Below are 6006 nucleotides of genomic sequence, written 5' to 3'. Positions count from 1 at the left end.
GAGGTGGTGCGGCTGCTGGCGGACGACCTGCTGGCCCACGACGCGGAGATGTCCGTGGTGGGCGCGCGCTACACCTCCAAGGGGCTGCACCGGCGCCGGACCCTCTTCGTGGTGGACGGGGAGAAGCAGCCGCTGGCCATGGCCCTGGCCCTGGAAGCCTCCCCGGGCTTGAGCTGGTCGGAGATGACCACCTACTTCACGCTGGTGGTGCCGGATCCCTCGCACCCCCGGGCCGCCGAGGCCCGGCAGGCCCTCATCTCCCGCTGCGTCCAGCACTACCGGGAGCACGGCAAGGTGTCCGCGCTGGCGCTGGCGGCGCACGAGGACGTGGCGGACCTGCTGGTGGCCGGCTTCCAGGACCACGGCACCGTGGCGGAGTGGACCTTCCACCGCAGCACCGCCCGGACGTGTCACACCCTGCTGTCCGTCCTTTATGATCGCTTCGAGGGCCGTCTGGCACGCAAGGCGACCCCTGGCGAGGACATCGCTGCTTGAAACCGTATTTGATGGAGTCAGAGGAGGAAGCGCGTCGGCTGGTCGCGCAAGCGCGGGCCCACCCGGTGTCGCAGCACCTGGTGACCACCGGCCTGTCCGAGGGCCACGCCGCCCTGGATGCCGGCTGCGGGCCGGGCGTCATCACCGCGGTGATGGCCCACCAGGTGGGGCCTTCCGGGAGCGTGGTGGGACTGGACCTGAACCCCGAGCGGCTGGCCGAGGCACGTGCCTCGTGCGAGCCCCTGCCCAACTGTCGCTTCATCCAGGCGGACGTCCGGACGAGCGGCCTGCCGGACGCCTGCTTCGACTACGTGTGGTGCCAGTTCGTCCTGGAGTACCTGCCCCGGCCCGAGACGGCGCTGGCGGAGCTGGTGCGCATGACGCGGCCGGGCGGCCGGGTGGTGGTGTCCGAGGTGGATGGGGTGGGCACCTTCAACTGGCCCATGTCCCCCGTGGTCCAGGCGGGCATCCCCAAGTTCCTCCAGGCCCTGGCCTCCACCGGCTTCGACATCCACGCGGGTCGGAAGATGTACCACCTCTTCCGCCACGCGGGCCTGAAGGACGTGCGGGTGCACCTGTCCCCCCTGTGGGTGGTGGCGGGAGCCGCGGATTCCCGGTTGATGCGGGACTGGAGCATCCGGCTGCAGACCCTGGAACCGGTGGCTGCCCCCGCTTTCGGTGGACTGGAGGCATACCGGGAGTTCAGCCAGGCCTACCTCGACTTGTTGTGCGATGAGGATGCGTTGAAGTATTCCGTCCTTCTGGTGACGGAGGGCAGGAAGCCTTGACGCAGACGACGACCCCAGCGCCCCTTCCGGATCCGACGACTCCGGATGACGCGCCCGAGCTCGGAGTGCGCGCGGTGAGCGTGCTGCTGCTCTATTTCGAGCGGGAGCACGGTCGCGCGCGCCTCGAGCAGATGTGGGCGAACAAGGGTCTGGGTCTGTCGCTCGAGTACGTCTCGACGATGACGAACTTCGTGTCGATGCGCTTCGTCGAGCGGCTCATCGACGGGCTCATCGCCGAGTCGGGCGATCCCGCCTTCATGCGCAAGGCGTGCATGCTCACCGCCAGCCCCCAGGCGCTGGGCTTCCCCTTCCACATCCTGCGCACCTTCGGCAACCCGTCGCAGACGTACCGGAAGATGGTGGAGCTGCAGCCCACCTACAACCGGGTGGGCTCCTTCACCATCGAGCAGCTGGGCCCCAGCGCGATGGAGCTGTCGTACCGGAGCAGTGTCCCCGAGTCCAACCGCAACCTGTGCGAGGGACGGATGGCGCAGTTCGCCTCCATCCCCACCATCTGGAAGCGGCCGCCGGCGGAGGTGGTGGAGTACCAGTGCCAGGTGAACGGGGCGGACTGCTGCCGCTACAACGTGCGGTGGACCAACCCGGTGCGCAGCTGGTGGTCCGTCATCGGCCTGCTGACGGGCGCGGTGGGCGGGCTGGGCGCGGGCATGCTGGGCGTGGGGCCCACCCTCGTGCTGGTGCCCTCCTTCTCCCTGGGCGCGGCCAGCTTCGGGGCCTGGATGGACGCGCGCGGCGAGCTGGCGCGCAAGGACGAGCTGCTGGCCGGCCAGAACGAGGGCCTGACGCAGTCCCTCAACGAGCTCCAGCAGCGCTACGCCGACATGTTCCGCATCAACCTGGCCCTGGAGGACCGGGTGGCGGCGCGCACGCGTGAGCTCACCGAGACCAATGCCCGGTTGGAGACCGCGCTCGCCAAGCAGAAGGAACTGGACCGCATCAAGAGCGAGTTCTTCGACAACGTGAGCCACGAGCTGCGCACCCCGCTCACGCTCATCCTGCTCACGCTGGACTCGCTCATCCAGCGCACCAGCGAGCTATCGCCCCCCGTCCTACAGCACCTGGAGACGATCAACCGGAGCGCCTCGCGCCTCCTGCGGCTCATCAACAACCTGCTGGACCTGGCGCAGATGGAGGCGGGCAAGACGCGGCTGCGCTACGAGCCGCTGGAGCTGCACGGCTTCCTCTCCTCGCTGCTGGTGCCCTTCCGCGTGATGGCGGAGAAGAAGAACGTGGAGCTCCAGCTCGAGGGCAACACGGTCTCCTCCGTCCTGGTGGACGTACCGCGCCTGGAGAGCGTCTTCCAGAACCTCATCTCCAACGCCCTCAAGTTCACCACGCAGGGTGGGGTGACGGTGCGGGTGTCCGAGGACGACTCCTGGGTGCACGTGGAGGTGCGCGACACCGGCTCGGGCATCGCCACGCAGGACCTCAACGTCATCTTCGACCGCTTCGCCCAGGCGGACTCCAGCGGCACGCGGCGCTTTGGTGGCACGGGTATCGGCCTGGCGCTGGTGAAGGAGACGCTGGAGCTGCACGCCGGCGGCATCGACGTGTCGAGCGAGCTGGGCAAGGGCTCCAGCTTCCACGTGCGGCTGCCCAAGGGCACCGCCCACGTGCGCGAGGACCTGCGCGACGCCCACGAGGGCGAGGAGCGCGCCCGCCCCATCCGCCGCTCGGACCTGGGCTCGCTGCTGGCCACGTCGGCGCCGGTGGCCTCGGGCGCGGTGGAGGCCCTGCCGGAGTCCCCGGCGGCCGAGGCCGAGGCCGGCCCGGAGGCCCCGCGCATCCTCCTGGTGGAGGACGAGCCGGAGATCCGCGCCTTCCTGCGCGGCGTGCTGCGGCCCTACTACCGCCTGCTGGAGGCCACCAACGGCGAGGAGGGTCTGCGCGCCGCCCAGAAGGAACGGCCGGATCTGATCGTCTCGGACGTGATGATGCCGGTGATGTCCGGCCTGCAGATGCTGGAGGCGCTGCGCAGCACGCCGGAGACGTTGGAGGTGCCCATCATCCTGCTCACCGCGCGCCAGGAGGTGGACGCGAAGGTGGAGGGCCTGTCCATGGGGGCCAACGACTACCTGGCCAAGCCCTTCTCGCCGCGGGAGATGCTGGCGCGCATCGAGGCGCAGCTGCGCCTGCGGGACGCGGCGGTGCGCGCGGCGGAGAACGAGCGGCTGGCGGCCACGGGCCTGCTCACCTCGGGCTTCGCCCACGAGGTGCGCAACCCCCTCAACGGCCTGATGAACGCGCTGGCCCCGCTGCGCGAGAGCCTCACCAACGGCCCGCCGGATCCGGCCCTGGCCTCGGCCATGTTGGATCTCATCGAGGAGTGCGGCGAGCGCATCCGCCACCTGGCCGAGAGCCTGCTGTCCTTCGTGCGCACCGGGACCAAGGCGGTGGCGATCGACCTGGGGGCCTCGCTGGACACCAGCCTGGATGCGCTCTCGTGGCGCCTGCCTCCGGACATGAAGGTGGATCGCGACTACAAGTGCGCGGATCCGGTGTGGAGCGATCCGGGCTCGCTCAACCAGGTGTGGGTGAACCTGCTGGACAACGCCCTGCGCGCCGTTGGGAAGGACGGGGTGGTGAAGGTGGCCACCCTGCGCGATGGGAGCGACGCGGTCGTCTCCATCATGGACAACGGCACGGGCATCAAGCCCGAGCACATGGAGCGGCTCTTCCAGCCCTTCTTCTCCACCCGGGACGCGGGCGAGGGAACGGGCCTGGGGCTGGCGCTCTGCCAGCGCATCATCATGCGCCAGGGCGGTCGCATCCGGATCTTCAGCGAGTACGGCAAGGGGACGCGGGTGGAGGTCCGGCTGCCCCTCGAGTCGGACCCGGACCGCATCCTCCCTCCGTTGCTCTCCGAGGCGCGACCCAGACAGCCGCACTGGAGCACGTAGGGCCGCTCGCCTCGCGGAGGCGGTCTGACAGGTGGGGTGGGCTTCTGATACAAGCAGGGGCCTTTTTCTCCCTTTCTCCCCCACCTGCGAGGAAACCTCCGCATGGCACAGAGTACGGCCACCGCCCCGACCCCGGCCAAGGGTCACCCCAAGGGGCTCTACCTGCTATTCACCACCGAGATGTGGGAGCGCATGAGCTATTACGGCATGCGCGCCCTGCTGGTGCTCTACATGGTGGGGGCCACCGACAAGGGCGGCTTTGGTTGGAGCCAGTCCAAGGCGCTGCAGATCTTCGGTATCTACACGGGCCTGGTGTACGCCACGCCGGTGCTCGGCGGGTTCCTCGCGGACCGGTACCTGGGCCAGCGGCTCTCGGTCACCCTCGGTGGCATCCTGATGATGCTGGGCCAGTTCGTCCTGGCGATGCCTGGAAACTCGGAGGCGCTCTTCTTCACGGGCCTGGGCCTGCTGGTGGTGGGCAACGGCTTCTTCAAGCCGAACATCTCCACCATGGTGGGCGGGCTGTACGCGCCCGGTGATGCGCGCCGGGATGGCGCCTTCACCATCTTCTATATCGGCATCAACGTGGGCGCGTTCCTGGCCTCGGTGGTGTGCGGCACGCTGGGCGAGAAGTACGGCTGGATGTATGGCTTTGGCTCCGCGGGCGTGGGCATGGGGCTGGGCGTGCTCGTCTTCCTGGCCCTGGGCAAGCGCATGCTGGGCAACGTGGGTCTGGCCCCCAAGCCGGTGGAGCGCAAGGCCGGCACGGCCGCGGCTCCGAAGGTGGCCCTCTCCCGCGAGGAGCGGGACCGCGTCATCGTCATCCTCGTGCTGGCGCTCTTCGTCGTCTTCTTCTGGGCGGCCTTCGAGCAGGCCGGTGGCTTGATGAACCTCTACACGGACGCGAAGGTGGACCGTGGCGTGTTTGGCTGGGAGGTTCCCACCACCTGGTTCCAGGCCGTGAACCCGCTCTTCATCATGCTGTTGGGCCCCCTCTTCGCGGAGATGTGGACGGGGCTGGGTCGGCGCAGCAAGGACCCCTCCATCCCGGCGAAGATGGCCATGGGGCTGCTGCTGGTGTCGTTCGGCTTCATCTTCATGCTGGGCGCCTCCAAGCAGAGCGAGACGGCGGGCAAGGCGGCGCTGATGTGGGTGGTGGCGGCCTACTTCTTCCACACCGCGGGCGAGCTGTGCCTGTCGCCGGTGGGCCTCTCCATGGTGACGAAGCTGGCGCCGACGCGGTTCGCCTCGCTGCTGATGGGCGTGTGGTTCATCGCCAACGCGGTGGCCAACTACCTGGCCGGTCTCATCGGCGGGTACGCGGAGAAGCTGGGCGAGTTCGATCTCTTCCTGACCATCACCGCCTTCACCGCCGTGGCTGGCGTGGTGCTGCTGGCCGTGTCACCCGTGCTCAAGCGGATGATGCACGGCGCGGACGAGGTCCGCCCGATCTCTCCGGCGGGTCCGGCGCAGGGGGGCGCGCACTCCGCCCCCGCGGCCTGAGCGGGCGCTACAGCGCCTTCGAGCTGTCCGCGAGGGCGGGAGGGGGCTGCGCGCGATCCGGCACGCTGCCCCCCACGTCCTGCTGGTAGTAGTCGTGCACCTGGTAGTGGCGGGCCATGAAGGCCATGGCCCCGGCGGCCAGCAGCGCGAGCCCTCCGTAGAAGAAGAACTGGCCCGGGCCGCTGAAGACGTTGAGCGCGGCGGCGATGGCCACCGCCACGTTGGCGAGCGTGGAGGTGAGCAGCCACAGGCTCTGGACGATGCCCTTCATCTCGCGCGGCGCCTGGGTGTAGGCGAAC

Annotated in this window: 3 protein-coding genes and 2 pseudogenes; 4 read left to right on the top strand and 1 reads right to left on the bottom strand. The window is 69.3% G+C overall.

Going from position 1 to position 6006, the window contains the following annotated elements; genetic code table 11:
• The 4 genes and pseudogenes from VF794_RS41370 to VF794_RS41355 form a co-directional block, all read left to right on the top strand.
• A pseudogene (locus tag VF794_RS41370) lies at window positions 1-495 on the top strand (PilZ domain-containing protein); the annotation flags it as partial.
• Window positions 492-1283 (top strand): methyltransferase domain-containing protein, encoded by a 792-nt coding sequence (locus VF794_RS41365; protein WP_331119516.1) that lies wholly within the window; start codon window positions 492-494, stop codon window positions 1281-1283. The pseudogene VF794_RS41370 and the gene VF794_RS41365, both read left to right, overlap by 4 nt.
• Before the next feature lie 131 nt (window positions 1284-1414).
• Window positions 1415-4204 (top strand): ATP-binding protein, encoded by a 2790-nt coding sequence (locus tag VF794_RS41360; RefSeq protein WP_414641027.1) that lies wholly within the window; start codon window positions 1415-1417, stop codon window positions 4202-4204.
• A gap of 102 nt (window positions 4205-4306) precedes the next feature.
• Window positions 4307-5707, top strand: coding sequence for a peptide MFS transporter (locus tag VF794_RS41355; protein WP_331119512.1), 1401 nt, complete (start codon window positions 4307-4309; stop codon window positions 5705-5707).
• A 7-nt stretch (window positions 5708-5714) separates the two neighbouring features.
• On the opposite strand, the pseudogene VF794_RS41350 reads toward VF794_RS41355, so the two are convergent.
• Window positions 5715-6006 (bottom strand): annotated as a pseudogene (locus tag VF794_RS41350) (MFS transporter); the annotation flags it as partial.

The organism is Archangium sp., from assembly GCF_036389735.1.
Lineage (GTDB): Bacteria > Myxococcota > Myxococcia > Myxococcales > Myxococcaceae > Archangium.
The sequence above is the reverse complement of the archived record's forward strand: the minus strand, read 5'-3'. Positions and strand labels throughout refer to the sequence as shown.